Annotated in this window: 24 protein-coding genes; 13 read left to right on the top strand and 11 right to left on the bottom strand. The window is 60.8% G+C overall.

Features of this window, described 5'->3' with window-relative positions:
* Window positions 1-63: 63 nt before the first annotated feature.
* From HAT86_RS10850 to dxs, 13 genes are all read left to right on the top strand, one after another.
* Window positions 64-939, top strand: a complete 876-nt coding sequence (locus tag HAT86_RS10850; protein WP_196780591.1) for a polyprenyl synthetase family protein — start codon at window positions 64-66, stop codon at window positions 937-939.
* Window positions 940-942: 3 nt separating this feature from the next.
* Window positions 943-2,085: a methyltransferase gene (locus HAT86_RS10845; protein ID WP_331272537.1), complete on the top strand. Its 1,143-nt coding sequence runs from the start codon at window positions 943-945 to the stop codon at window positions 2,083-2,085.
* Window positions 2,086-2,214: 129 nt separating this feature from the next.
* Window positions 2,215-3,156, top strand: coding sequence for a chlorophyll synthesis pathway protein BchC (bchC, locus tag HAT86_RS10840; protein ID WP_167197190.1), 942 nt, complete (start codon window positions 2,215-2,217; stop codon window positions 3,154-3,156).
* On the top strand, window positions 3,153-4,157 hold the full coding sequence (locus HAT86_RS10835) for a chlorophyllide a reductase iron protein subunit X (protein ID WP_167197187.1): 1,005 nt from the start codon (window positions 3,153-3,155) through the stop codon (window positions 4,155-4,157). The genes bchC and HAT86_RS10835 overlap by 4 nt, the downstream gene beginning before the upstream one ends.
* 10 nt (window positions 4,158-4,167) lie before the next feature.
* On the top strand, window positions 4,168-5,730 hold the full coding sequence (gene bchY / locus HAT86_RS10830; protein ID WP_167197184.1) for a chlorophyllide a reductase subunit Y: 1,563 nt from the start codon (window positions 4,168-4,170) through the stop codon (window positions 5,728-5,730).
* 82 nt (window positions 5,731-5,812) lie between these two features.
* Window positions 5,813-7,288: a chlorophyllide a reductase subunit Z gene (gene bchZ / locus HAT86_RS10825; protein WP_167197181.1), complete on the top strand. Its 1,476-nt coding sequence runs from the start codon at window positions 5,813-5,815 to the stop codon at window positions 7,286-7,288.
* A 4-nt stretch (window positions 7,289-7,292) separates the two neighbouring features.
* Window positions 7,293-7,517, top strand: a complete 225-nt coding sequence (gene pufQ, locus HAT86_RS10820) for a cytochrome PufQ (RefSeq protein ID WP_167197178.1) — start codon at window positions 7,293-7,295, stop codon at window positions 7,515-7,517.
* Window positions 7,518-7,657: 140 nt separating this feature from the next.
* Complete coding sequence (gene pufB / locus HAT86_RS10815) at window positions 7,658-7,807, top strand: light-harvesting antenna LH1, beta subunit (RefSeq protein WP_167197175.1); 150 nt, start codon at window positions 7,658-7,660, stop codon at window positions 7,805-7,807.
* Window positions 7,808-7,829: 22 nt separating this feature from the next.
* Window positions 7,830-7,991, top strand: coding sequence for a light-harvesting antenna LH1, alpha subunit (gene pufA, locus HAT86_RS10810; protein WP_167197222.1), 162 nt, complete (start codon window positions 7,830-7,832; stop codon window positions 7,989-7,991).
* Between the two features lie 123 nt (window positions 7,992-8,114).
* Entirely contained in the window at window positions 8,115-8,954 is an 840-nt protein-coding gene (pufL, locus tag HAT86_RS10805) for a photosynthetic reaction center subunit L (protein WP_167197172.1), read from the top strand.
* Window positions 8,955-8,956: 2 nt separating this feature from the next.
* Window positions 8,957-9,946 carry a photosynthetic reaction center subunit M gene (pufM, locus tag HAT86_RS10800; protein WP_167197169.1) on the top strand — a complete coding sequence of 330 codons (990 nt, stop codon included), beginning with the start codon at window positions 8,957-8,959 and terminating at the stop codon, window positions 9,944-9,946.
* 3 nt (window positions 9,947-9,949) lie between these two features.
* On the top strand, window positions 9,950-11,068 hold the full coding sequence (gene pufC / locus HAT86_RS10795; RefSeq protein WP_167197166.1) for a photosynthetic reaction center cytochrome PufC: 1,119 nt from the start codon (window positions 9,950-9,952) through the stop codon (window positions 11,066-11,068).
* 104 nt (window positions 11,069-11,172) lie between these two features.
* The gene (dxs, locus tag HAT86_RS10790; RefSeq protein WP_167197163.1) at window positions 11,173-13,101 is read left to right on the top strand and encodes a 1-deoxy-D-xylulose-5-phosphate synthase; all 1,929 of its coding nucleotides are present in this window, start codon (window positions 11,173-11,175) and stop codon (window positions 13,099-13,101) included.
* Window positions 13,102-13,180: 79 nt separating this feature from the next.
* Here dxs and HAT86_RS10785 read toward each other — a convergent pair whose 3' ends face one another.
* From HAT86_RS10785 to bchL, 11 genes are all read right to left on the bottom strand, one after another.
* The gene (locus HAT86_RS10785) at window positions 13,181-13,621 is read right to left on the bottom strand and encodes a c-type cytochrome (protein ID WP_167197160.1); all 441 of its coding nucleotides are present in this window, start codon (window positions 13,619-13,621) and stop codon (window positions 13,181-13,183) included.
* A 61-nt stretch (window positions 13,622-13,682) separates the two neighbouring features.
* On the bottom strand, window positions 13,683-14,897 hold the full coding sequence (hemA, locus tag HAT86_RS10780) for a 5-aminolevulinate synthase (RefSeq protein ID WP_167197157.1): 1,215 nt from the start codon (window positions 14,895-14,897) through the stop codon (window positions 13,683-13,685).
* Window positions 14,887-15,699 (bottom strand): putative photosynthetic complex assembly protein PuhE, encoded by an 813-nt coding sequence (puhE, locus tag HAT86_RS10775; RefSeq protein WP_167197154.1) that lies wholly within the window; start codon window positions 15,697-15,699, stop codon window positions 14,887-14,889. Before puhE ends, hemA begins: the two co-directional genes overlap by 11 nt.
* A 51-nt stretch (window positions 15,700-15,750) precedes the next feature.
* On the bottom strand, window positions 15,751-16,899 hold the full coding sequence (gene acsF / locus HAT86_RS10770) for a magnesium-protoporphyrin IX monomethyl ester (oxidative) cyclase (protein WP_167197151.1): 1,149 nt from the start codon (window positions 16,897-16,899) through the stop codon (window positions 15,751-15,753).
* Entirely contained in the window at window positions 16,896-17,192 is a 297-nt protein-coding gene (locus HAT86_RS10765; protein WP_167197148.1) for a hypothetical protein, read from the bottom strand. Before HAT86_RS10765 ends, acsF begins: the two co-directional genes overlap by 4 nt.
* 16 nt (window positions 17,193-17,208) lie before the next feature.
* Window positions 17,209-17,679 (bottom strand): photosynthetic complex assembly protein PuhC, encoded by a 471-nt coding sequence (gene puhC / locus HAT86_RS10760; protein ID WP_167197145.1) that lies wholly within the window; start codon window positions 17,677-17,679, stop codon window positions 17,209-17,211.
* 10 nt (window positions 17,680-17,689) lie between these two features.
* Window positions 17,690-18,334, bottom strand: coding sequence for a photosynthetic complex putative assembly protein PuhB (puhB, locus tag HAT86_RS10755; RefSeq protein ID WP_167197142.1), 645 nt, complete (start codon window positions 18,332-18,334; stop codon window positions 17,690-17,692).
* A gap of 17 nt (window positions 18,335-18,351) precedes the next feature.
* The gene (puhA, locus tag HAT86_RS10750; protein WP_167197137.1) at window positions 18,352-19,125 is read right to left on the bottom strand and encodes a photosynthetic reaction center subunit H; all 774 of its coding nucleotides are present in this window, start codon (window positions 19,123-19,125) and stop codon (window positions 18,352-18,354) included.
* A 25-nt stretch (window positions 19,126-19,150) separates the two neighbouring features.
* The gene (locus HAT86_RS10745) at window positions 19,151-20,593 is read right to left on the bottom strand and encodes a PucC family protein (protein WP_167197134.1); all 1,443 of its coding nucleotides are present in this window, start codon (window positions 20,591-20,593) and stop codon (window positions 19,151-19,153) included.
* Window positions 20,590-21,318 (bottom strand): magnesium protoporphyrin IX methyltransferase, encoded by a 729-nt coding sequence (gene bchM / locus HAT86_RS10740; RefSeq protein WP_167197219.1) that lies wholly within the window; start codon window positions 21,316-21,318, stop codon window positions 20,590-20,592. Before bchM ends, HAT86_RS10745 begins: the two co-directional genes overlap by 4 nt.
* 23 nt (window positions 21,319-21,341) lie before the next feature.
* Window positions 21,342-22,265: a ferredoxin:protochlorophyllide reductase (ATP-dependent) iron-sulfur ATP-binding protein gene (gene bchL, locus HAT86_RS10735; protein WP_167197131.1), complete on the bottom strand. Its 924-nt coding sequence runs from the start codon at window positions 22,263-22,265 to the stop codon at window positions 21,342-21,344.
* Between the last annotated feature and the right edge of the window lie 39 nt (window positions 22,266-22,304).

Here is a 22,304-nt window from a genome sequence, read left to right as displayed (position 1 = left end):
CCAGTGTAATTTACATTATAGATGTCATTAATGTATGACACGGATCACTTCAAGGAGGGTGAAATGCATCTATCCGACCGGATTGACAGCGCCTTGGCGCGCGCGCTTGGCCGCGTGCAGGTCGAGACAGCCCCGGCCAAATTGAGCCAAGCCTTGAGTTACGCAATTTTGCCCGGAGGCGCGCGGATACGGCCGACGATCCTTCTGTCGGTGGCTGGCGCCTGTGGCGATGATTGCCCGGCGATGAGTGATGCGGCGGCAGCCGCGCTGGAATTGATCCACTGCGCCAGTCTGGTGCATGATGATCTGCCCTGTTTCGACGATGCCGATACCCGGCGCGGCAAGCCTACGGTGCATCGGGCCTATTCCGAGCCTTTGGCGGTTTTGACCGGCGATAGCCTTATTATGCTGGCGTTTGAAATCCTCGTGCGGGCGGGGCGGGCAGAAGATGCAAACCTGCGCGCGGCGCAGCTGGTTCTGTCGCTGTCGCAGCGGTCGGGCATGCCGGGCGGCATTTGCGCCGGGCAAGGCTGGGAAAGCGAAGCTTCGATTGATCTGAGGGCCTATCATATGTCGAAGACGGCGGCGCTGTTTATTGCGTCGACGGAAATGGGTGCGATCTCGGCCGGTCATGACCCCGAGCCATGGCGCGATCTTGGGGCTTTGATCGGTGAGGCGTTTCAGGTGGCCGATGATCTGCGTGATGCACTTCTGGACGAAGAGGCACTGGGCAAGCCGGTGGGTCAGGACGACCTTCATGGACGGCCAAACGCGGTTGCCACACTTGGAGTGAAGGGGGCCAGGGCGCATTTGTCGGATATTCTGGCCGGGGCCATCGCCTCGATCCCGTCATGCCCGGGTGAGGCGGATCTGGCCAAGATGGTGCGGCGCCAAGCGCAAGCGATCATGCCCAAGCTACCTGAACGCTATCAGGTCTGATCGGTGTCCGCGTTCAGTGACCTGCCGGGCCGGGCCGCGCGGCCCAAAAGCCAATGGCGGGGATGGTTTGCGCGTCTGGTGGCAAGGCCCGGATTTCAGAAATTCGCCGCGAATGTTCCGCTGATCGGATCCATGGCGCGTCGGGATGGCGCCGAGATTTTCGATATTTTGCAAGGCTTTGTTGCCTCTCAAGTGCTGCTGGCCTTGATCAAGCTGGAGGTGCTTCAAGATCTTTTGAGTGGCCCTGTGACTGCTGAAGAGGCGGCGCTTGGGCGCCAAGTGCCGCATGACCGAATGGAGGCTTTGTTGCGGGCGGGCACCGCCCTGAGCCTGCTCAAACGTGGGCGGGATGGGCGCTTTTCCCTGGCGCGCAAAGGGGCGGCTATTCTTGGGGTGCCGGGTCTGACGGATATGATCCGGCACAATGCGGCGTTCTACAAGGATATGGCCGACCCGGTCGCAATCTTGCGTGGTGAGGGCGAGACGCATCTGGCGCAATTCTGGCCTTATGTGTTGGGTGGGGACAGCGATGTGGCATGTGATGAGGCCCTGAGGTATTCCGGCCTGATGGCCAAGTCGCAAGTGCTTGTGGCCGAGGACACGCTGCGCGCCGTGTCATTGCGTGGGGTGGAAACCGTGATGGACGTGGGCGGCGGATCGGGCGTTTTCCTGTCCGAGGCACTGTGGCGGCACCGCCGGTTGCGCGCCATGCTGGTGGATTTGCCGAGTGTCATTCCGGCTGCTGAGTCGCGGTTGGCGTCATCGGGGATTTTGGGCCGTGTCTCGCTGCATCCCGGATCGTTTCGCGATGGGGCTTTGCCCAAGGGGGCTGATGCCATATCCCTTGTCCGTGTGCTCTATGATCATGACGATGCGACGGTGCGCGATTTGCTGGCCAAGGCCTTTGATGCGCTTCCGCCGGGCGGGCTTTTGATCATCTCAGAACCGATGGCGGGCGGGGCGCGCCCCGAGCGCGCGGGAGACATCTATTTTTCCTTTTATACCATGGCGATGGGTACCGGACGGGCGCGATCGCCCGAGCGGATTTCAGAGCTGTGCGAAGAGGCCGGGTTCCTAGGATCCAGCCAGCCCCGCCCGCGGCGGCCTTACGTGACGCGCGTCCTGACTTGCGTCAAGCCTGTCTGACGTCCAATACATCTAACGTGTAAACAAATATTGACATCTGGGTGTGTATGGTTAGACTTACAACTGGCACTGCCGCCAATTTCCGCAGAATCCGTTTGAGGGTGGTGGAAAGACAGACAGGAGGCGACCATGCATACCCGCGCTGTCTACCTGAATGGTCCTGAGGATCTTCATTTGGACACCCTTGCGCTCAAGGCGCCGGGCGCGGGGGATATTGTCGTAGATATTGCGCATTCGGGGATTTCCACGGGCACCGAAAAGCTTTTTTGGTCTGGAAAGATGCCGCCATTTCCTGGCATGGGCTATCCGCTTGTGCCCGGCTATGAGGCCGCGGGCGAAGTGGTGGAGGCCGGACCAGGGACGGGTTTCAAGGCTGGAGATACCGTTTTCGTCCCCGGGTCGAATTGTTTCAGTGAGGCCTATGGTCTATTCGGTGGCGCCGCGTCGCGGCTTGTAACCGATGCGGGGCGCGTCACGCGCATTGAGTCTTCGCTAGGGGCAGAAGGTGCGCTTTTGGCGCTGGCCGCGACTGCGCGCCATGCGATGGCCGGGCTGGACAAGGCCGTGCCGGACTTGATCGTGGGGCACGGTGTGCTGGGCCGTCTTCTGGCGCGGCTGACCGTTGCGGCAGGGGCACCTGCGCCCACGGTATGGGAAACCCAAGCCGACCGGTGCAGTGGCGCCGAAGGCTATGAGGTCATCAACCCCGAAGAGGACACCCGCCAAGATTATCGCGCAATTTATGACGCATCGGGCAATCCGGACATTCTCAATGATCTGGTGGGGCGCATCGCCAAGGGCGGCGAGATCGTTCTGGCGGGCTTTTACCCGCAGGCCCTGAGCTTTGCGTTTCCGCCGGCCTTCATGAAGGAGGCTCGGTTCCGGGTGGCTGCTGAATGGACGCCCGAAGACCTGCAGGCCACGGCGGCGCTGATCGAAACCGGCGCGTTGAGCCTTGGTGGTTTGATAACCCACAACGCCCCCGCCGAACAGGCTCCGAAGGCCTATCGCACGGCGTTTGAAGACCCTGCTTGCCTGAAAATGATACTCAATTGGGAGGACGCCGCGTGAAGGACGACATACCTAATCTAAAAGATTTCGACCAACGTCTACGAGAGGAAGCGCATGAAGACCTGGCGGATGTGATCCACGAAGGGGAGCCAACCCAGAAGACCCAGATCATCGCGATCTATGGCAAGGGTGGCATCGGCAAAAGTTTCACACTGGCAAACCTCAGCCACATGATGGCCGAGCAAGGCAAGCGTGTCCTGCTGATTGGTTGCGATCCGAAATCCGACACGACCAGCTTGCTCTTTGGCGGCAAGGCGTGCCCTACGATCATTGAAACCTCGACCAAGAAAAGCCTCGCGGGTGAACAGGTCGCGATCGGTGATGTCTGTTTCAAGCGGGGCGGTGTTTTCGCCATGGAGCTTGGCGGCCCCGAAGTGGGCCGTGGCTGTGGAGGCCGGGGCATCATTCACGGGTTCGAGCTTTTGGAAAAGTTGGGCTTTCATGATTGGGATTTCGATTACGTCCTTTTGGATTTCCTAGGTGATGTGGTTTGCGGCGGCTTCGGTCTGCCGATTGCCCGCGACATGGCGCAGAAGGTGATCCTGGTCGCGTCGAACGATCTACAGTCATTGTATGTGGCCAACAACGTTTGCTCGGCGGTGGAGTATTTCCGCAAGCTGGGGGGCAATGTTGGCGTCGCGGGGTTGGTGGTGAACAAGGATGACCACTCGGGCGAGGCGCAGGCATTTGCAGAGGCGGTCGATATCCCGGTGCTGGCCGCCATTCCCCAAGATGACGATCTGCGCAAGAAATCTGCCAATTATCAGATTGTTGGCACCTCCGAGAGCCAATGGGGCAACCTGTTTGCCGAATTGGCCGAGGCGGTTTCACTGGCCCCGCCAGTCCGGCCGGCGCCGTTGGATCAGGACGGTCTGCTGGACCTCTTTGATGGATCGGACACCGGGGCCGGCGTGACGCTGGAACCGGCCACCGACGAGGACATGCGCGGCAAGCATGCCGAAACCAAGCCCTCGCTCGAAGTCATCTATGACGACGCATGAAAGGAACCCCATGAGTGACGAGATCACATATGATGCCGCCCATGAAGCCGAGGTGATCAAGGGCAAGTCCGATGAACCGACCCCGGACACGGCGGGTGCGCCGGAGCTTGGCTGTCACTCGGGGGGGGAAATGGAAAAGGCCGCGCGGATGGCGGGGCAGTCAGACATTTTGGACCAATACGCCAAGGATTACCCGCAAGGCCCGCATGACAAACCGCAATCCATGTGTCCCGCGTTCGGCTCTCTGCGTGTCGGCCTGCGGATGAAGCGAGTGGCGACGGTGCTGAGTGGCTCGGCCTGCTGTGTTTACGGGCTGAGTTTCGTCAGTCATTTTTACGGCGCGCGCCGCTCGGTCGGGTATGTGCCGTTCAACTCGGAATCGCTGGTCACCGGCAAATTATTTGAGGACATCCGCGACAGCGTGCATGAATTGGCCGACCCTGATCGCGTTGACGCAGTGGTGGTGACAAACCTCTGCGTGCCCACGGCAAGCGGTGTGCCCCTGCGCCTTTTGCCCAAAGAAATCAATGGGGTGCGGATCGTCGGCATTGATGTGCCGGGGTTTGGTATCCCCACCCATGCCGAGGCCAAGGATGTGCTGGCAGGCGCGATGCTGAACTATGCGCGCCAAGAAAGCGAAGCGGGCCCCGTGGCCGCCCCTGCGGGGGGTGTTTCGGATCGGCCCACAGTGAGCCTGTTGGGCGAGATGTTCCCGGCGGACCCGGTCATGATCGGCCAGATTCTGGCGCCAATGGGCCTTGCCGCCGGGCCGGTCGTGCCCTGCCGCGAATGGCGTGAGCTTTATGCCGCGCTTGATTGTGGTGCCGTGGCGGCGATCCACCCGTTCTATACCGCCGCCGTGCGCGAATTCGAGGCTGCAGGCCGCCCCATCGTGGGAAGTGCGCCCGTGGGCTATGATGGCACTGCCGATTGGTTGAGCAATATCGGCCAAGCTTTTGGTTTGCCGCAGGAAAAAATCGCGGACGCGCAAAATGCGTTTCTGCCGGTGATCAAGACCGCGCTTGGGGCGGCTCCAATCAATGGCACAATTACCTTGAGTGGCTATGAAGGCAGCGAACTATTGGTCGCCCGCCTGCTGATCGAAAGTGGGGCGGATGTGCCCTATGTGGGCACGGCCTGCGCCAAATCGCCGTGGTCCGAAGCCGATGCCGAATGGCTGCGCAGCAAGGGGGTGACGGTGAAATTCCGCGCCTCATTGGAAGATGATTGCGCCGCAATGGAGGCTGTGAAACCCGACCTTGCCATCGGCACGACACCTGTCGTTCAAAAGGCAAAAGAGCAAGGAATTCCAGCGCTTTACTTCACAAACCTGATCTCTGCGCGGCCGCTTATGGGACCGGCGGGCGCGGGCAGTCTGGCCGAGGTTGTCAATGCTGCCATCGCCGGCAAGGCGCGTATGGATCATATGCGCGAATTCTTTGAGGGCGTGGGCTCGGGTGACAGCGCGGGCGTATGGGAAGGCAAGCCCAACATACGCGAGGATTATCGGGCGCTGAACCTCAAGAAGTTGGAAAAACAAAAGCGCGCCGCCAAGGCGCAGGAGATGATGTGATGGCTTGGGAAAGGGCAAAAACCCGCGTCGGTCTCACGTCGGTATGCCGTCGGTATTTCGCCGGTAAGAAAGGCGGGCTGGCATGTTGATCCAAGACCACGATCGCGCCGGGGGCTATTGGGGCGCTGTCTATGCCTTCTGCGCCGTCAAGGGCCTTCAGGTCGTGATTGATGGGCCGGTCGGCTGCGAGAACCTGCCGGTGACAAGCGTACTACATTACACCGATGCCCTGCCGCCGCACGAATTGCCCATTGTCGTCACCGGCCTTGGTGAAGAAGAACTTGGCCGCGAGGGCACCGAAGGCGCGATGAAGCGCGCCTGGGGGACGTTGGACCCAGCCTTGCCGGCGGTGGTCGTCACGGGGTCAATCGCCGAGATGATCGGCGGGGGGGTCACACCACAAGGCACCAACCTGCAACGGTTCTTGCCGCGCACCATCGACGAAGATCAATGGCAGGCCGCCGACAGGGCGATGACTTGGCTGTTCACCGAATTCGGGATGACCAAGGGCCGTATGCCCAAAGAGAAGAAACGCGAAGAGGGGGCCGCCCCGCGCGTCAATATCCTTGGGCCGATGTATGGCACATTCAACATGCCAAGCGATCTGGCCGAGATCCGGCGGCTGGTTGAAGGGATCGGTGCCGAGGTCAACATGGTGTTGCCACTGGGCGCCCATCTGGCTGAGATGCGCGATCTGGTGAATGCCGACGCAAATATCTGCATGTATCGCGAGTTTGGCCGTGGTTTGGCCGAGGTTCTGGACAAGCCCTATGTGCAAGCGCCCATCGGTGTTGAGTCGACGACATTGTTCTTGCGTAAGTTGGGCGAATTGCTGGGTCTTGATCCAGAGCCGTTTATCGAGCGTGAAAAACACTCCACGTTGAAGCCGGTGTGGGATTTGTGGCGCTCGGTGACGCAGGATTTTTTTGCCACGGCGAATTTCGGCATCGTGGCAAGCGAAACCTATGCCCGCGGTATCCGGCATTTCCTTGAAAATGATCTGGGCCTGCCTTGCGCCTTTGCGGTGGCACGTTGTGCCGGGACGAAGACCAACAACGAAGAAGTGCGCGCGATGATCGCACAGAAACGCCCGATGATCCTGATGGGGTCGATCAACGAAAAGATGTATCTGGCCGAAACCGCGGGCGGGCATGGGCCAAGCCCTGCGTTCATTCCCGCCTCGTTTCCCGGGGCCGCGATCCGGCGCGCCACGGGCACGCCAATGATGGGCTATGCCGGGGCGACCTACCTGTTGCAGGAGGTCTGCAACGGGCTGTTCGATGCGCTTTTCCACATTCTGCCGCTGGGCGCCGAGATGGACGCAGGTGAGGCGACGCCAACACCGCTGCGCCGCGATTTTCCATGGGATGCGGACGCCAGCCGAGAGCTGGACCGGATCGTGGCCAGCCATCCCGTCTTGACCCGAATTTCTGCTGCCAAATCCCTGCGCGATGCTGCCGAGCACGCCGCCCTTCGCCAAGGGCAGGATCGGGTGGTTCTTGAGACCGTTCAATCGCTTTCGCCCGATACGGGCACAATAGTTCACAAGGAGGACTGAACCGATGACTGACATGACATCGAACCCACCCGAACGTGGCCGTAACGGCCGCCGTCGCAGTGTTGAGTACCAGGTCTATTTCACGTTGATTTTCTTCGTTTCGTTGCCATTCGCAAGTTTGCGCTGGGCGCGTGACGTGGCGCGGTATCGCACCCTGAACCTGCGTGGCCCGTTGGCGCGCGCATGGGCGGAAGCGGACCGGATGACACCATTCATTTTCTCGGTCTGAGTCCCGCAAAGGGCCAGTAATCCGAGATACGACCTGCCTGTCCTTTCGGGGGCGGACAGAAACCTGAGGGACCGTGAAGGCCCCGAAGGCACCCGGCCGCGGGGTTCGCGGCGTCAGCATAACGTTCCGGAGGAAAGTTCATGGCTGATAAATCCGACCTGTCCTTCACAGGTCTCACAAACGAGCAGGCCCAGGAGCTGCATTCGGTTTATATGGGTGGCCTTTGGCTGTTCACACTGATCGCAGTGGTCGCGCACATCGCGACCTTTCTTTGGTTTCCTTGGTTCTAAGGAAAGGGTTTGAACAATGACTATAGCTAAGTTTTACAAAATCTGGCTCATTTTCGACCCCCGCCGCGTTTTCGTGGCGCAGGGGGCGTTTCTGTTCCTGCTCGCAGCGATGATTCACCTCGTGCTTCTCAGCACCGACGGTTTCAACTGGTTTGAAATCGCGGCCGAGAAGTACGGGCGCTGATAGCTGATCACAGCGATCGCTGCGGGCGGGTTCGCCCGCCCGCAGCTACCAATATAATTTTTAAGCGGTCTCCAAAGCTGCGCTACGCGCTTTGAAAGGCCGAAAAACGCGGAGACTACGAAAATGGCTTTGCTCAGTTTCGAACGGAAATACCGGGTCCGCGGAGGGACGTTGATTGGCGGCGATCTGTTCGACTTTTGGGTCGGACCATTTTACGTTGGCTTCTTTGGGGTCACGACGACCTTTTTCGCGTTGCTCGGGACCATCCTGATTTTTTGGGGCGCCTCACAACAAGGCACCTTCAATCCATGGCTTATCAATATTGCGCCGCCTGACCTGAAATACGGTTTGGGCCTGGCCCCTTTGATGGAAGGGGGGTTGTGGCAGATCATCACGATCTGTGCGCTTGGCGCGTTCATCAGTTGGGCGCTGCGCGAGGTGGAAATTTGCCGCAAGCTGGGCATGGGGTATCACGTGCCTGTCGCCTTCAGCTTTGCGATTTTCGCTTATGCCACACTGGTGGTGTTCCGTCCGCTTTTGATGGGCGCTTGGGGGCATGGCTTTCCTTACGGGATCTTCAGTCACCTCGATTGGGTGAGCAATACCGGCTATGCCTATCTGCATTTCCATTACAATCCGGCGCATATGCTAGCGGTGACCTTCTTCTTTACCACGACACTGGCCTTGGCCTTGCATGGCGGTTTGATCCTGTCAGCGGCGAACCCGGAAAAGGGTGAAGAGATGAAAACGCCCGATCACGAGGATACCTTTTTCCGTGATTTCATCGGCTATTCGGTTGGCACGCTGGGCATTCACCGTGTCGGTCTCTTGCTGGCGCTCAATGCCGGGTTCTGGTCGGCGATCTGTATCATCATAAGCGGCCCGGTTTGGACCAAGGGCTGGCCCGAATGGTGGAACTGGTGGCTTGAGGCGCCGATCTGGCCCAGCCAAGTGGGGATGTAATCATGATCGAGTATCAAAACATATTTACACAAGTTCAGGTGCAGGGCACGCCCGAATGGGGCATGGATGACACCGGCGGACGTCTGAGCGAAGAACGGGCGGGCAAGCCGTTCTTCTCCAAGCTGGCGGGGTGGATCGGGAATGCCCAGATCGGGCCGATCAACCTTGGTATGCTCGGGGTGGTCAGCCTGCTGACCGGGACGCTGTGGTTCGTCATCGTCGGGTTCAACATGCTGGCGCAGGTGGGGTGGTCTATCCCCGAGTTTCTGCGGCAGGGGTTCTGGCTGGCGTTGGAGCCGCCGGGCCCGGAGCATGGCCTGTCGATCCCGCCGCTGGATGAAGGGGGCTGGTATATCATCTCGTCCTTATTCCTGCTGGTGGCGGTCTTGGCGTGGTGGGCGCGCAGCTATCAGCTGGCTGTCAGTCACAAGATGGGCAAGCATGTCTTCTGGGCTTTCGGCTCGGCGATCTGGCTGTTCCTGGTGCTGGGCCTGTTCCGTCCGGTCCTTATGGGATCATGGAGCGAGGCGGTGCCTTATGGCATTTTCCCGCACCTTGATTGGACGACGGCCTTCAGCATTCGCTATGGCAACCTTTACTACAACCCGTTCCACTGCCTTTCGATTGTCTTCCTTTATGGCTCGGTTCTGCTGTTCGCCATGCACGGGGCGACGATCCTTGCGGTCACGCGTTTCGGCGGCGACCGGGAGCTTGAGCAGATCGTTGACCGTGGCACGGCCAGTGAGCGTGCCGCCCTGTTCTGGCGCTGGACCATGGGGTTCAACGCCACGATGGAAGGCATTCACCGCTGGGCTTGGTGGTTTGCGGTGCTGACGCCGATCACCGGCGGGATAGGCATTCTGCTGACCGGGACGGTCGTGGACAACTGGTTCATCTGGGCACAGGAGCACAACTTTGCGCCGATGTATGACGGCTCATATGGCTACGAGGCTTACGGCACTTACGAAGCCTTCATCGTGCAGGAGGATTGATCCATGTTTCCCAAATGGTTTAATAAATGGAACCGCGAGAACCCCACCAATATCTATGGCCCGGCGGTCATTATCGGGGTGATCGGCGCGGCCGTCTTTACGGCCACCATGCTGGTGGCATGGGGGCAGCCTTTTGCCACCAACAGCATGCAGACCGGGCCGCGTGGTACCGGCATGTCGGTGCCTGAGTTCAAGGCCGCCTTGGCCACACCTGACCCCGATATCGAGCTGCTGCTGGAAGATCCGCCATATCTGCCCGAACCGGGCGAGGAACTGGCCGGGGATATCTATGAGAACGTGCAGGTTCTGGGCGATCTGACCGATGCCAATTTCAACCGCCTGATGGCGGCGATGACCCGTTGGGTCGCGCCCGAGCAGGGTTGTGCCTATTGTCATGGCGACGGGGGGATGGAGACCTATGGCGAGGACAACCTTTACACCAAGGTCGTCGCCCGCCGGATGATCCAGATGACCCAGACCCTAAATGAAAGCTGGGCCGGGCACGTCAATGCCAACAAGGAGGTGGGCGTGACCTGCATGACCTGTCACCGGGGGCAGAATGTGCCAAGTGATATCTGGTTCAAACTGGGCAACGTGAACGAAGCGACAGAGGGATGGCCCGCCATTCAGAACCGCGCCACGGCGCAGTCGCAATCGACCTCGCTGCCATCGGATGCCTTGGAGAAATACCTTCTGGATGGTGAAATCATCGGGGTGCATGATCTGGAAAGTCGCGTAGCCGGTGTGCCGGGCGAGGATGGCTATCCCGGTATCCAGCAGGCCGAGCGGACCTATTCGCTGATGAACTATGTCAGTAATTCGCTGGGGGTGAACTGTGTCTTTTGCCACAACAGCCGGGCGTTTTATGACGGTTCGCAGGTGACGCCGCAGTGGGCCACCGAAAGCCTTGGTATCCAGATGGTTCTTGAACTGAACAACGACTATCTTGTGCCGCTCAAGGATGAATACCCCGCTGAACGCTTGGGGCCGGTTCATCAGGATGCGCCAAAGGCCGCCTGCAAGACCTGCCACAAAGGGTATCAGCAGCCGCTTCAGGGCACCAATGTCATCAAGGATTGGCCGGAATTGGCCACGACGGGTGCGCCGGACTACGGCGACTAAGACAACGCGGGGCGGTGCCATGATGTGCCGCCCCGCTTTACATCGCGCCGTCTGCATCACGCCCGTTGCCGGGCGGTGCCAGAGCCACCGTAAAGGGGGAAGCGATGACCAAGGATTTACCCAACACACCACTGCTTGATCGGGTGGCCGGGCCTGCGGACCTGCGCCAGATGCCCGACAGCGATTTGACGGCTCTGGCCGGTGAACTGCGCGCCGAATTGATCTCGGCGGTGTCGCAAACCGGGGGGCACCTTGGATCTAGTCTTGGGGTGGTGGAGTTGAGCGTGGCACTCCACGCGGTCTTCAACACACCGATGGACAAGCTGATCTGGGATGTGGGGCATCAATGCTATCCCCACAAGATCCTGACCGGGCGGCGGGAGCGCATCCGCACCCTGCGCCAGAAGGACGGTCTATCGGGCTTCACCAAGCGGGCCGAGTCGGCGCATGATCCCTTTGGCGCGGCGCATTCTTCGACCTCGATCAGTGCCGCATTGGGCTTTGCCGTGGGGCGCGACATGGGGCAGGCCACCGGCGATGCGATCGCGGTGATCGGCGATGGGGCGATCAGTGCCGGCATGGCCTATGAGGCCTTGAACAACGCAGGCCATGAAGGGCGGCGGTTGTTCGTGATCCTCAATGACAACGAGATGAGCATCGCGCCGCCCGTGGGGGCGATGTCGTCTTACCTCAGCCGGATGTATGCCAATGAGCCTCTGGCCAAGATGCGGTCGCTGGCCGAAGGGTTTGAGAGCGCGATGCCCGCGCCCATGCGCGAGGGGGCCAAGCGGGCCCGCCAACTGGTGAGTGGCATCACCGCAAGTGGCACCCTGTTCGAAGAGCTGGGTTTTGACTATGCCGGTCCGATTGATGGCCACGACATGAATCAGCTTTTGCCGGTGCTGCGCGCCGCCCGTGCGCGGGCCACGGGACCGGTTCTTATTCATTGCTGCACGGTCAAGGGCAAAGGATACCAGCCTGCCGAAAGCAGCGCCGACAAATATCATGGCGTGTCGAAATTCGATGTGGAAACAGGAACGCAGGCCAAGGCAAAGCCCGGCGCGCCCAGCTATACCAGCGTGTTCGGCAACGCCCTTGCAGACGAGGCTGCGCGCGACCCGGATATCGTTGCGGTGACGGCGGCCATGCCGGATGGCACAGGCGTTTCAAAAATGGCCGAGCGTTTCCCGTCGCGCGTCTTTGACGTGGGGATCGCCGAGCAACACGGCGTGACCTTCGCGGCAGGAATGGCGGCGAGTGGGCTGAAACCTTTTTGCGCGATCTATTCGACTTTCCTGCAACGTGGCTATGACCAAGTTGTGCATGACGTGGCGCTTCAGGGGCTTCCGGTGCGGTTTGCCATTGATCGTGCGGGGCTTGTCGGGGCCGACGGAGCGACCCATGCCGGGGCCTTCGATATCGGGTATCTGACCAGCCTGCCGGGCTTTACCGTGATGGCCGCCGCTGATGAGGCCGAGCTGGTGCATATGGTGGCCACTGCCGCCGCGCATGATGTGGGGCCTATCGCGTTTCGCTTTCCGCGCGGGGCGGGGACTGGCGTTGAACGGCCCGGCCGAGGCGAGGTCTTGCCCATCGGCAAGGGCCGGATGCTGCGAGAGGGCGCGGATGTGGCGATCCTGTCTTTTGGGGCGCATCTTTCCGAATGTCTGGCCGCCGCTGACATGCTAGAGGCGGAGGGGATTGGAGTGAGCGTGGCCGATGCCCGCTTTGCCAAGCCGCTGGATGGTGATCTGGTTGCTGCGCTGGCGCGCGATCACCGGGTTCTGCTGACGGTCGAGCAAGGCGCCGAAGGCGGCTTTGGGTCGGTGGTCATGCATGAATTGGCCCGCCGCGGGGCCTTTGATCGCGGGCTGGCCATCCGCAATGTCACCCTGCCGGATCGTTTCATCGAACAGGCCAGCCCAGCCGAGATGTATGCAGACGCGGGCATGACGGCGCTCGATATCTGCGAAACCGCGCGCAATGCGCTTTCGGGGGGCGGGCAGGTGGTGCCGCTGAGCTTGGCGAAATAGGGGGCAAGAGCCCTCCAATGAAAAAGCCGCGCTTAATCAAGCGCGGCTTTTTGTTTGGCGGCTGCCGGAGTGAAACGGTTTACATCGCTTCATCCGGTCCGACGGATGCCAGATAGGCCCAGACATTCACGGCATCTTCGGCTTTGCGGACCTGATAGGACATTTTCCCGCGCCCGTCTTCGCCGGTATAGTCTTGCAACCATCCGGTCGGGTCCTGCACATAGCCGACGAAACTTTCTTCATCCCATTCAAGGCCTTGCTCGCCTGCGGCTTCCAGCAAACCAGAATAGCGGAAATCCTCGACCGAGCCTGCGACGCGGCCGACGACGCCGTAAAGGTTCGGGCCGACACGCCCGCCGCGCACGATGTTGTTGCCGTCGTCATCCACGATCATGTGGCAGGCTTTGCATTGGCGGAACGTCTTTTCACCGGCCTCCGCATCGCCCGAGGCATGATCGTCTGCCAGCACTTGAGTGGCCACAGCGGTCGCGGCAAGAATGGTCAAAAACTTAAATTGCATTGGAAACTCCCGGTTAAGTTAAACAACGATCCTAGATAGCTCGTCATGAGTGAAGTCAAATTCACGCAACTGCATGTGCGATGGCGCATTGTTTCCACAATACAGTTAGCGCTTCGACGAGATGGTCGATGTCTGCTTCAGAATGGAGAGGGCCGGGCGTAAACCGCAGCCGTTCGGTGCCCTTGGGGACAGTTGGGTAATTGATCGGTTGCACATAGACCCCCCAGTCGCGCATCAGGATATCGGCTAGCATCCGGCATTTCACCGGATCCTTGATCATCACCGGGATGATGTGACTGGGGTTGTGCAAGTGCGGAATGCCGTGCGCGTCCAGCTTGGCGCGCAGGCGGGCGACGCGGTCGCGCTGCATCTCACGCTCGGTTTGTGATGTCTTGAGATGCGCGATCGAGGCCTGCGCCGCCGCTGCCACGGCAGGTGGTAGGGCGGTCGTGAAAATGAACCCGCTGGCGAAAGAGCGAATGAAATCGCACATCGCCGCCGAGCCGGTGACATAGCCGCCCATGCAGCCGAACGCCTTGCCCAGTGTGCCTTCGATCAGGGTGATCCGGTCGGCAAGGCCCAGTTCTTCGGACACACCACCGCCGCGTGGGCCGTAAAGGCCCACGGCGTGGACCTCGTCGAGATAGGTCATCGCGCCATGCTTTTCGGCCACTTCGATGATTTCCTGCATCGGGCAAATGTCACCATCCATCGAATAGACGGACTCAAAGGCCACGATCTTGGGCGCGTTCGCGGGCAGGGCAGCCAGCTTGCGATCCAGATCTTCGGGGTCGTTGTGACGCCATATGACCTTTTTGGCCCGCGAATGGCGAATACCTTCGATCATCGAGGCGTGGTTGAATTCATCGCTCAGGATTACCGCATCGGGTAGGCGGCTGCCCAGTGTCGAAAGCGCCGCCCAGTTCGAGACATAGCCCGAAGTGAACAACAGCGCGTCCTGCTTGCCGTGCAAATCGGCCAGCTCCCCTTCAAGCGCGACGTGATGGCGCGCGGTACCCGAGATATTGCGGGTGCCGCCAGCGCCGGTGCCGCAATCGTCGATTGCGTCCTTCATGGCCTGGCGCACGACGGGGTGTTGCCCCATGCCGAGGTAGTCATTGGAACACCAGACAGTCACCTCATCGGGGGCGTCGTCATCATGGCTTTTGGCGCGGGGGAAGGCCCCGCACTTGCGTTCAAGTTCGGCAAAAATGCGGTAATTGCCGTCTTCTTTCAGCGCATCCACCTGTTTGGAAAACATCGCATCAAAATCCATGGGGTCCCTCCGGTCGTATCTTGTCGGTTTTTTGTTTGGGCGCGGGCAGCATCCAGCGCCAAAGTTTTGCGTCAGGCAGCGGCAGCACCATGAGCCAATGCTCAAGCGCGGCCAGTGCGGTGATGGCAATCAAAAGTGCAAAGCCTGCAGTCTCGCCGGCTGTTTCAGCAGCATAAAGCCGCTCTGACCAGCAGGCGATGGCCAGGGTCAGGGCGGTCACCGAGATCGGGAAAACCCAGTTCAGCCGCGATATGCGAAAGTGGCTGGTCAGATGGGCCAGTGCTTCGGGGATGAACTCGGTATTGATCTTTGGCACGCCGAAATAGAGGTTCAGCTTGGCCGAAATGCGGGCGAAGTAAAGCGTGGTGAAGGTCCACAGGCCAAAGGTGTTTTCGGCCCCGAAGCCGATGATCCAAAGCAAGACAAGCGCGCCCGTCAAAAGCATTTCGTGATAGGCGATCGTTCCCCATGCGCGTAGGAAACGTTCCCATTCGGGCACATGATCGGGGCAGGGGCGCAGGTTGGGGCCGGTGATGGTGCCGGTCAGAAACGCCAGCTCAATCCAACCCCAGATCGCCAGCGCCGCCAAAAACGCGCCATAGGCGGCGCGGGTGGTTCCGCTGTCCATCGTCACCACAAAGCCCCAAAGCCCAAGGGCCAGAACCGGCAGGCCGCCCCATGTGGCCAAGCGGCGCGCCGCGTCGCCTGCCCGCTCGGCCCGGCGCACCACGATCAGGATCGCTCCGGTGGAAAACCACCAGAGGAAGAGCGCAAAAAGCGCGGCGATCCAAGGGTTTGCCATTTCAGCCCCCCCGCTGGTCGGCCCTGAGGCCATGTTTGCGTGCGGTCTCCATCAGTAGGCGGGCTCCAATCGCGTGCTATCGGGCACCTGGTGTTTTTGCGTCGGGATGAAATACAGCGTGGCAAAGGCCGAAGCTGCCCGTGCCTGCGCAGACAGTTTCTTGACGAAGCCCATAACCCCGCCTTGCTTGCGCGCGGCGTCCAGATCGACATTGGCGCGTTGAAGCTTGACCAGCGTCGGCTGCCATTTTCGGTGCTCGATATCCAGAGTGATCGGAAAGATCTGCTTGGTCAGCTCCGAGGTCTTGGTAAAGACCTCGTGGGCATACCAATCCGGATCGACGCCAAGTGCCTTGTGGAAGGCCGGGCGCTGATGGTCGCGCACATACATCGTGGCATAGACCGCCGTGAGAAAGAACTTGATCCACAGCACGTTGCGCCCGCGGGTTAGCTTGGGATCGGTCTTCATCAGCAGCGCGAACGCCTCGCCGTGGCTGAACTCGTCGTTGCACCATTCCTGAAACCATTTGAAGATCGGGTGAAAGCGATGCTCGGGATGCTCTTCGAGATGCCGGAAAATGGTGATATAGCGGGCATAGCCGATCTTTTCCGACAGATACGTGGCGTAATAGATGAACTTGGGCCGGAAATAAGTGTATTTCTTTTTCTGCGTCAGAAACCCTAGGTTCACGGCCACGCCCGCCTCACGCAGGGCGTCGTTGATAAAGCCCGCGTGCCGCGCCTCGTCGCGCGCCATGAGTTGGAAAAGCTGCGTGATATCCGAGTTCGAGCCGCGCCGCTTCATTTCCTTGTACAAGACACAGCCCGAAAACTCGGCCGTGCAGGAGGATATCAGGAAGTCGATGAATTCCTTGCGCAGGGCCGGGTCCATCCCGTCCCAATCGACGTGATCCCAGTCTTCGTTTTTCTTGAAGTGGCCCTTGTTCGGGTCGGCCTCCATCTGCGCGATCAGCTTGTCCCAGTCCTTGCGCACCGGGCTGACGTCGATGGCGTCCAGCTCATCGAAATCGGTGGTGTAGAACCGTGGCGTGAGCAGCGTGTTCTGCATCGCCACTTCGGTGGCGGCCTTGCTGTCGAACTTTGCCTGTTCCTTCTGGATGGCAAAGCTTTCCTCGGCGGTGGTCGCGTCAGCGGTGTGTGTTGCGCCTTGGTCGCCGGTCTGCGGTGCTTGAAGGTTCATAGCGTCACCTCCTCAGAGAACGAAAACTCGCAAAGTTCCATCACCTCGAAGTCGCCTGTCAGGCGCGTCCAAAGTCGTTCCAGACCGCTGGCGCGCACGATTGTGGCGTCGCGGTCTTCGCTGACGATCTCGCCGAAGGGCGCCATGATTTCTGGTCCGTGGACCTTTACCTCATCGCCCGGGTAAACGGTGGCGCCATTGTTGAAGCGCACATGCGCGTGCAACGCTTCGAACTTGTGGCTTATCTCTACAGTGCAGGGCGCGTGTTCAATGTCTTTGGTAAGCCATCCCATTACTGGCCTCCTTTCCCTATTGTGCCAAAAGCCGCGCGAAGGCCTTGGCGTTATCTGCGCCGAATCCCATTAAATCGGCGCTCCAGCCCGTTGACGGGTCGTGGATCGAGATGCGGCCCGTATCGTGCCGCATGACTGTGACGGGGCCATTCATGGCGACCCGGTGTTTGGTGCGTTCGCGTTCGATGACCCGCCAGACGCCCGAGATGAATCCACCCTTTTCCGGGGTGAGATCGGCAATCAGCGTGCCATCGGGGGCGGTCACCGTGACCGCGCCTGACATATCGCCATCAAGGAAAAAGCTGCGTTCATGCACAATGTTGCCTTGGGGCGGGGTTGAAATAAGCGGGCGGTCGGTGACCCGTGCGAACGAGACCAGCGCCAGCACTGCCAGCACCAGCCCGAACATGGCGCGTACCATGAGGCGCGGGATAAGGTCTTTGTCCTGCGGGGTGCGAATGTGGGGCTGCGTGTCGGTCTGGGTCATGGTGTCTCTCTTATTCGGCGGCGACGGGTGCCTGAGTTTGCAGCGGGTTCGGGGCGACCTTTGGGGTGCTGAGATGCGCCTGGGCGGCTTCGGATAGCAGTTGGGCGATGTCTGTGGCATTCGGAATGCAGCGCAGCGCAGGTTGCGTGCGGCGCATATGCCACGGACGCACATGCGGCCAGCAGACAAGATAGCTTAGCCGTGTGTCGCCCAGCAGGTCGAGCGCGATGGTCCCGGTGCCGTCGCGGCGGGTTTCAAGGTCGGCGCGCGCGATCTGTGAAAACGGCAGGTTGAGCGTGACAGTCAGCGCCGCCCCGATCCGCATGGCCACCCGGCGGTTGGTGATCGTGTAGACAGTGCTTCGGGCCTGCACCACGCCGATCACCAGAAGCAGCGCGCAAACGATGCCGCCAAGGATGATGAATGGAAAAGAGGCCGCGAAGGCCGACGACAGGCTGACCTGGTCGATCAGGGTGCCGAACCGCCAAAGCGCAAGGACCACAAAATATCCCGCCACCCAACGAAGGTTGAGCGACTCGCGCGTCAGCGCCCACCAATCGGGCCGGCCTTGCCACAGGATATGCTCGCCCTTGGGTGGGGTTTCCGGCAGGCCCTTTACGGGCTCAACAGCGAAATCGTCGTGGTCGGTTCTCATGTTGGCCTCCTTCAGGGTCAGCCCAGTTGCGGTTCAAGCCGCGCGTCCGAGGCGTAAAGCGTGCCGCCGGCGTAGTAGCCGCAGATCTTTTCCTCTTCGAGCAGGGTCACTTGATTGGGGGAGGCGATCTTGGGCACACCGGCGAAGTGCTTGCCGAAGATCGAGCGCACCTTGACTTTGTCAGACTTGATCCTTGCCATGGTCAGCGGGATCAGACGCTTGCCGCCGCCATGGGCCTCGTCGAGTTCCGCCTCCATGTAGCGGACAAGCTGTTCGGGTTCGTCGATCCACATGTCGGTGATCTTGCCGACGATCTCGCCGTCGCCCGCCATCACCGGCAGGCCGCGCGGATCACGGCCCGCGGCCACGTGGAATTGGTCGGTTGCCGCCATTGGCACGATCTTGGGGTGGCTGTGACCGTCCAGTTCGGGCACATCCCGGCGCGGCGCCCATGAGGCCGGGCCGACACCATTGACCATCGGATCGCCCGTTGGCACGAAGGGAAATCCATTGCCAGCGGCGGTTTTTTCAAGCGCCAGATCCATGCGATCGGGTCTTTGCCCCGAGGGCAGTGTCAGTTCGCCCCGGCCATGCGGCAATTTGAAGGTCTTGTCGCTTGGCACGGGGAAAGGCCCTTGGTTGGCCGACAAGTTGCCGTCGTCATCTTCAAGCGGGTAGCCCTCGCGCATGTTTTCGCGCTGAATGTAAACAATCAGCAATGCAAAGAAGATCCAGAAAAGCCATAGCGCGACGCTGGCCAGGTCCACTTGTCCAAAGAATGTTTCTGTCATGTCCGTATCCTTTCGAAACCGGCTATCAGGTGGGGAAGTCGGCCAAACCGATACGGGCCGATCCTGTGTTTTTGTTGCGGGGACGAGAGGGGGCATAGCGCACCAGCGGCCCAAGGGCGGCAAGGGTGACGAACAAAAGCCCGATCTCGATGTGATAAACAAAGGAGTATCCGGTCGCGGGCGTATTTAGCGCCTCGCCCAGATGCCCCGAGGTGGCGAGACCGCCGATCCAATCGCGCAAGCCCCCGCCCAAAGCAATGGACAGGCCCGCGGCGGTGGCTTGCGCCGCGCCCCAAGCCCCGAGAGCAAGGCCATGACCCGCCGCACCGGTGGCGGGCATCTTCATGGCTGCGGTTAAAGTGGCGACGGCGAATAGGCCACTGCCAAATCCAATCAGGCCCGCGCCGCAAAAGAACATAACGCTTGATCCCATGGGGGCGGCGAAAATCACGGTGCAAAAGGCGACGACTCCCGACAGCAGACCAAGCGCGGCGATGCGATAGGGGCAGCGTCCACGTGACAGCATACGCCCGGCCAGCGCAAAGCCGATCAATGCGCCCAGAGCCCAAACGGCGGTCAGAACCGTGGTTGCCGAGACTGACAGGCCAAGGATTTCACCGCCATAGGGTTCCAGCAACACGTCTTGCATGTTGAAGGCCATAGTGCCGAAAAACACCACGGCCAGAAGGCGCCCGGCTTGGCCACCTGCGATCAGGTCTGCCCAAGCCTCGCTGAACTTGGGGCGCGGGGTGGCGCGTTCTGCGCGGCTCATCGGGGTGACTTTTTCCTGCTTCCACAGAGCGATAAGGTTCAGCACGATCCCCACCACCGCCGCGCCCTGCACCACGCGCACCAGCGTGAAGGGGGCGAAATCACGCAGCAGCCAGCCGATGATCAGCGCCGACAGGCCCATGCCCAGCAGGAACATCACGTAAAGCAGCGCCACGACGCGTGGGCGGGTTTCGTCATCCGCCCGGTCCGTGGCCAAGGCCAGACCGGCGGTCTGGGTCATATGCAAACCAAGGCCGGTCATCAGAAACGCCAGTGCGGCCAGAACTTCACCGGCCCATGTCGGCCCCACAGCCTGTTGGCCCGACAAAACCAGCAAGGCGAACGGCATCACCGCCAAACCGCCCATCTGCCAAAGTGAGCCGAACCAGAGGTAGGGGATACGCTTCCAGCCGATCGCGCTGCGATGGGTGTCTGACCGGAACCCCAGAAGCGCCCGGAACGGCGCGATCAGAACGGGCAGGGCGATCATAACCGCGACGATGACCGCCGGCACTGACAGCTCTACGATCATCACGCGGTTGAGCGTCCCCAGAAGCATCACCGTCGCCATCCCCACCGACACCTGAAACAACGACAGGCGCAGAAGCTGCGACATGGGCAGGCCTTCACTTGCCGCATCGGCAAAGGGCAAAAGCCGCGTCGTCAGCGCCATCAGGGGGGAGGGGCGGTGGCTCATATCGCAAGCTCCATCGCCTGCGAGATATAAAAGCCCGATGTGACCCGCTTCAGCGTGCTCAGGTGGCCGGGGGCCTCTGCGCGCAGTAAGGCTTTGTGCAGGGCGGCGGGGGCATGCGGGATCATGGTGGGCGAGCGGTCGGCGCGCGGAAACATCTGCCCGACGCGCCACATGGTCATCAAAAGCGGCGTGCGCGGGGCGACGGTAAAGACGATGTTTTCGCCAGTCCGACGGCCCAGCGTATCAAGCGCGCGGGCAATATCGTGGCGGTCGTAGTAAATCAGACTGTCCATCGCCAGCACGTGATCGAAGCCACCCAGATCGTCCGACAACATATCGCCTGCCAGAAACCGCACTGTTCCCCGCAAGTCTTCGGGCAAGCGCGTGGCGGCAATCTCGACCAACGAGGGCGAAATATCCACGGCGACCACATCGGCCCCACGGGCGGCCAGCTCGGCGGTCATTTGCCCCGCGCCACAGCCTGCGTCCAAAATCCGCGCGCCGCGCAGGTCGTCAGGCAGGCGTGACAGCATCTGCGCGCGCATCTCATCGCGTCCGCGGCGCACGGTTTCGCGAATGCGCGACACCGGCGCGTCGCTGGTCAGGCGTTCCCAGGTGCGGGTGGCTGTCTTGTCGAAATAGGTCTCCACCTGGTCGCGCGTGCGCGACCAGCCGCCTGCACTGGTGGCCGTGTCGCGGCCCCGGATCTGGCCCGGAACGGGCATGTCGATGGGCTGTCCGTCAGGCATCAATCAAACCCCAGCAGCTCAAAGATATCGCGGTCTTCCATCGGCGCAGGCGCCAAGGGTTCGGTGCCGTTCCAAAGGGTTTCGGCCATACGCACGTATTCCTTTCGCGCCATGACGATGTCTTCCTCGTCGGGCATCTCGAAGAGCGTTTTCTTCTTGAGGCGCGAGCGGCGGATCGCGTCAAAGTCTGGCATATGCGCGATGCGGCTGAACCCCACCTCGGCGCAATAGCGATCCACCTCATCGGTCTCGCGCGAGCGGTTGGCGACACATCCGGCCAGCCGAACCTTGTAATTTTTCGATTTGGCCTGCACGGCGGCGATGATCCGGTTCATCGCATAGATACTGTCAAAATCATTGGCCGTGACAATCAGCGCCCGGTCTGCATGCTGCAAAGGCGCGGCGAAGCCACCGCAGACCACATCGCCCAGCACGTCGAAAATCACCACGTCGGTGTCTTCCAGCATGTGGTGCTGCTTGAGCAGTTTCACCGTTTGCCCCACAACATAGCCGCCACAGCCGGTTCCGGCGGGCGGGCCACCGGCCTCGACACATTGCACGCCGCCCCAGCCGCGGGTCACGAAATCTTCAGGGCGCAGTTCCTCGGCGTGGAAATCCACTTCCTTGAGGATGTCAATCACTGTGGGTTGCAACTGTCCGGTCAGGGTGAAGGTGCTGTCATGCTTGGGGTCGCAGCCGATCTGAAGCACCCGCTTGCCCATCTGGGCAAAGGCCGCCGACAGGTTTGAGGAGGTGGTCGATTTGCCGATCCCGCCCTTGCCATAGACGGAAAAGACCTTGGCGCCATCGATTTGCATAGACGGGTCCTGATGCACCTGCACCGAGCCTTCGCCGTCCTGTCCGGTGAGAATGGGCGGCGTTTTAACTTCTCTGCGGGCCTCAAGGCCGGCGGCCTCGCGCATGTTCGCTCGCGCTGAAGGTGGCTGCTTGGTATCCAGTGG

The sequence above is a fragment of the Roseovarius gahaiensis genome (genome assembly GCF_011601345.1).
GTDB classification, from domain to species: Bacteria; Pseudomonadota; Alphaproteobacteria; order Rhodobacterales; family Rhodobacteraceae; genus Roseovarius; species Roseovarius gahaiensis.
The sequence above is the reverse complement of the archived record's forward strand: the minus strand, read 5'-3'. Positions and strand labels throughout refer to the sequence as shown.

Excerpts from the sequence above, each read along its gene's own strand:
- HAT86_RS10850 (WP_196780591.1), top strand. The coding sequence starts at position 64 with ATGCATCTATCCGACCGGATTGACAGCGCCTTGGCGCGCGCGCTTGGC.
- bchC (WP_167197190.1), top strand. The coding sequence starts at position 2,215 with ATGCATACCCGCGCTGTCTACCTGAATGGTCCTGAGGATCTTCATTTG.
- bchY (WP_167197184.1), top strand. The coding sequence starts at position 4,168 with ATGAGTGACGAGATCACATATGATGCCGCCCATGAAGCCGAGGTGATC.
- bchZ (WP_167197181.1), top strand. The coding sequence starts at position 5,813 with ATGTTGATCCAAGACCACGATCGCGCCGGGGGCTATTGGGGCGCTGTC.
- pufQ (WP_167197178.1), top strand. The coding sequence starts at position 7,293 with ATGACTGACATGACATCGAACCCACCCGAACGTGGCCGTAACGGCCGC.
- pufB (WP_167197175.1), top strand. The coding sequence starts at position 7,658 with ATGGCTGATAAATCCGACCTGTCCTTCACAGGTCTCACAAACGAGCAG.
- pufL (WP_167197172.1), top strand. The coding sequence starts at position 8,115 with ATGGCTTTGCTCAGTTTCGAACGGAAATACCGGGTCCGCGGAGGGACG.
- pufM (WP_167197169.1), top strand. The coding sequence starts at position 8,957 with ATGATCGAGTATCAAAACATATTTACACAAGTTCAGGTGCAGGGCACG.
- pufC (WP_167197166.1), top strand. The coding sequence starts at position 9,950 with ATGTTTCCCAAATGGTTTAATAAATGGAACCGCGAGAACCCCACCAAT.
- dxs (WP_167197163.1), top strand. The coding sequence starts at position 11,173 with ATGACCAAGGATTTACCCAACACACCACTGCTTGATCGGGTGGCCGGG.
- HAT86_RS10785 (WP_167197160.1), bottom strand. The coding sequence starts at position 13,621 with ATGCAATTTAAGTTTTTGACCATTCTTGCCGCGACCGCTGTGGCCACT.
- hemA (WP_167197157.1), bottom strand. The coding sequence starts at position 14,897 with ATGGATTTTGATGCGATGTTTTCCAAACAGGTGGATGCGCTGAAAGAA.
- puhE (WP_167197154.1), bottom strand. The coding sequence starts at position 15,699 with ATGGCAAACCCTTGGATCGCCGCGCTTTTTGCGCTCTTCCTCTGGTGG.
- acsF (WP_167197151.1), bottom strand. The coding sequence starts at position 16,899 with ATGAACCTTCAAGCACCGCAGACCGGCGACCAAGGCGCAACACACACC.
- HAT86_RS10765 (WP_167197148.1), bottom strand. The coding sequence starts at position 17,192 with ATGGGATGGCTTACCAAAGACATTGAACACGCGCCCTGCACTGTAGAG.
- puhC (WP_167197145.1), bottom strand. The coding sequence starts at position 17,679 with ATGACCCAGACCGACACGCAGCCCCACATTCGCACCCCGCAGGACAAA.
- puhB (WP_167197142.1), bottom strand. The coding sequence starts at position 18,334 with ATGAGAACCGACCACGACGATTTCGCTGTTGAGCCCGTAAAGGGCCTG.
- puhA (WP_167197137.1), bottom strand. The coding sequence starts at position 19,125 with ATGACAGAAACATTCTTTGGACAAGTGGACCTGGCCAGCGTCGCGCTA.
- HAT86_RS10745 (WP_167197134.1), bottom strand. The coding sequence starts at position 20,593 with ATGAGCCACCGCCCCTCCCCCCTGATGGCGCTGACGACGCGGCTTTTG.
- bchM (WP_167197219.1), bottom strand. The coding sequence starts at position 21,318 with ATGCCCGTTCCGGGCCAGATCCGGGGCCGCGACACGGCCACCAGTGCA.
- bchL (WP_167197131.1), bottom strand. The coding sequence starts at position 22,265 with ATGCGCGAGGCCGCCGGCCTTGAGGCCCGCAGAGAAGTTAAAACGCCG.